Here is a 2,514-nt window from a genome sequence, read left to right as displayed (position 1 = left end):
TACCTGTGGAAACACTTGCGCACTTATCCGTGTACACCACAGGTCCACCTTGTGGTGCTGCCTAGAACATCTCAACTTTCGGATACAAGACTGGTGTCATGGAAGGCTCTATGCTATATCTTCGACGGCTTTCTTGACTTCGTCAAAGGGCGGCATGTTAGACGGTTTTTCACCTACCCACGAGTAGGCGATTTTTCCGTTCTGTTTGACAACAAAGACAGCCCTATTGGCTACTTTTTTCATACCAACGAGATTTTCAAGAACGACACCGTAGTCCTCGATGACTTCCTTGTTCCAGTCGGAAAGAATCGGGAACTGGATGTCATTTTTGTCCTTGAATGCCGCATTGGCAAATACACCGTCAACTGAGATGCCGAGAACTTGCGCTCCCAGTTCATTATACTCTGCCAAGGAGTCCCTGAATGTACATAGCTCTTCAGTGCAGGGCTCCGAGAAAGCTGCAGGGAAGAAAGCGAGAACGACTGGCCCCTTTTTCAGCTTCTCACTCAGGTTGATTGTTTCCTCCGGCTCCCCAGTCCAATCTCTCAAAAGCGTAAAATCTGGTGCCTTGTCTCCAATATCAAGATCGCTACTCATAGTAACACTTCACTATAGTTCATAACCAAATCCACTTAAAGATTTGGCTTCGTATCAGACTTTCATTGTGTTTCGCCGACACGTGCTTCTTTCGTGTTTACTTGAGCTTGTGATTGAGGTATGAAGCAGTGAGTGCTGTAAGAATCGCGGCTGCATTCAAGCCAAGTGGATACTGGTACAGCGTATCAAGAAATGAGAGTGTTGCCAGCCAAGCTGGAAGATTGTAGGCACCTGCTATTCCAAACGGTGCGAAGTAGAACATGAGGAAAATGGATGTAAGCAGTGCAACGCCCGCAAATGCTGGCAAATCTTCTCTGGAACGGATAAACATCGAGAGGCGGCGGATAGGACCGGCCTGTGCTCGCTGTCGTTTCCGCATTCTTCTTTTCGAGGCCAGATTTGCCCAGCGGTACATGGCCTCTGCCATGATGATGTATGATCCTCCAAGTACAGCCATCGCCCCAAGTGCTACTATAAGCTGCAGTTCGGCACTGAGAACTTGGACGTATCTCTGAGCATGCCACATCACCGGAATCTGGACGAACCCAGCAATTCCGAGGAATATCATTATCAAGCCAGGCTTACTGCCACGTCGCCACCAAATTGCTATGCTCATCTTTGACTACCTGCTTTTGCGGTTAACCGTTCAGCATCTTGCTGACCACTTTAAGCTTTTGGAAAGGATTGCGGTTCATTACCCTTGACCGCGTCGATTCTGAACCAGTATTCGCCGCCCTCAGAATGATTGACTGAGAATCCCACATCCCGAAGTACTTCCTCTGCTTCCTCCGGACTCTGTGTCTGCTCTCCCATGAGTCCATATCCCGTCTCCGAGATGGTGCCATCAGGGAGCTCAAAGCGGACCCGCAATATGTATTTCTCATATTGCCCTCCTATCTTGGCGGCTAGTATCGAAAGAACGCCATCAGTTGAGAGTGTTCTGTAGGCTTCGCGAATCACCTCTCTCTTCTTCTCCCACGTTCGCATGTATGCCAGTGAAAACCACTGCGTAACTGCGCCGAATGCTCTACTTTCAAAACATAGGCTGGCGCCATCACTGAGGAACCAGTTAGTGTTCCTAACAGGGTAGATGTGTGCTTCCCTGATTTTGTTCATCCGGATGTCTACTGCGCACACCCTTTGTCGCCAGATTCTTGAAACGATTCCCTCTCCGCCGCCTCCGATGTCTAAAATTAGCCCTTTGTCTGGCAAGCTTGGTAATGGAATCCTCTGGACAGGTGTGTACATCACGTCTCGTGTCATCAACGGTCTGTAGAAGACTGACGATTTGTATCCTCCGCCCTAACGGGTGCTCCAAAATTCTTTTAACGGTCCGCTATTCGACATGAGTAGAATGTCTGTGGAATACACAGATACAACCGTGGGCCGGTAGTTCAGCCTGGTAGAATACCTCCTTGGCAATTGCTCGGGTTTTCCCCAGCAACTTAAGTGGAGGAGGCCGTGTGTTCAAATCACGCCCGGTCCACCACCTTTTCCAAAAACAACTTATCCCTGTCTATCAGTAATTCTGTTCAAGATGCTATGATGAGTGAAAGCTAGGCAAACGGCAAATCCACTGTCTGGACTAGAATGATAGGCTGGGGAAGAAAGGTACTCGTAGCTTAATGGACGCGCGTTCCGTTGACCTTCTTATGGTTGGACCATGATGGGTCTCTCATCTTACTGGAGGCTCCAAACCCACAGGCAGCACATCGCTTCTTCTTGACATTGTAAGATCGTCTACCACATCTTCTACAACGAATGTGAGTTGTCTTGCCTTTCTTGCCTTTGGATGGAGTTCCTTTACCCATAGTAGCCACTTCTGATTTGAATGATCTATCGGAACATGCTACTCCGAATTACTGAGATAAGCTCGTGGGTTTTGGTTTAAAAACGTTGACGTAAACCCTAATCCCT

The 2,514-nt window shown here is 48.2% G+C and carries 4 protein-coding genes and 1 tRNA gene; 1 reads left to right on the top strand and 4 read right to left on the bottom strand.

What is annotated here, in order from left to right:
- Positions 1-108: 108 nt before the first annotated feature.
- The 3 genes from GF309_12070 to GF309_12060 form a co-directional block, all read right to left on the bottom strand.
- Entirely contained in the window at positions 109-597 is a 489-nt protein-coding gene (locus GF309_12070) for a redoxin domain-containing protein (protein MBD3159519.1), read from the bottom strand.
- Positions 598-694: 97 nt separating this feature from the next.
- Complete coding sequence (locus tag GF309_12065; GenBank protein MBD3159518.1) at positions 695-1,213, bottom strand: hypothetical protein; 519 nt, start codon at positions 1,211-1,213, stop codon at positions 695-697.
- 50 nt (positions 1,214-1,263) lie between these two features.
- Complete coding sequence (locus GF309_12060; protein ID MBD3159517.1) at positions 1,264-1,860, bottom strand: methyltransferase domain-containing protein; 597 nt, start codon at positions 1,858-1,860, stop codon at positions 1,264-1,266.
- Between the two features lie 120 nt (positions 1,861-1,980).
- On the opposite strand from GF309_12060, the gene GF309_12055 reads away from it, so the two are divergent.
- Positions 1,981-2,086 (top strand) — tRNA-Ala (locus GF309_12055).
- A 133-nt stretch (positions 2,087-2,219) separates the two neighbouring features.
- Here the strand turns inward: GF309_12055 and GF309_12050 are convergent.
- On the bottom strand, positions 2,220-2,408 hold the full coding sequence (locus GF309_12050; protein MBD3159516.1) for a 50S ribosomal protein L37e: 189 nt from the start codon (positions 2,406-2,408) through the stop codon (positions 2,220-2,222).
- Positions 2,409-2,514: the final 106 nt, after the last annotated feature.

This window comes from Candidatus Lokiarchaeota archaeon, from assembly GCA_014730275.1.
Taxonomy (GTDB): Archaea; Asgardarchaeota; Thorarchaeia; order Thorarchaeales; family Thorarchaeaceae; genus WJIL01.
This window is presented reverse-complemented; position numbering and strand designations above follow the sequence as displayed.

What these genes read in the sequence shown, in the direction of transcription:
- GF309_12070 (MBD3159519.1), bottom strand. Translation starts at nt 597, where the DNA reads ATGAGTAGCGATCTTGATATTGGAGACAAGGCACCAGATTTTACGCTT.
- GF309_12065 (MBD3159518.1), bottom strand. Translation starts at nt 1,213, where the DNA reads ATGAGCATAGCAATTTGGTGGCGACGTGGCAGTAAGCCTGGCTTGATA.
- GF309_12060 (MBD3159517.1), bottom strand. Translation starts at nt 1,860, where the DNA reads ATGACACGAGACGTGATGTACACACCTGTCCAGAGGATTCCATTACCA.
- GF309_12050 (MBD3159516.1), bottom strand. Translation starts at nt 2,408, where the DNA reads ATGGGTAAAGGAACTCCATCCAAAGGCAAGAAAGGCAAGACAACTCAC.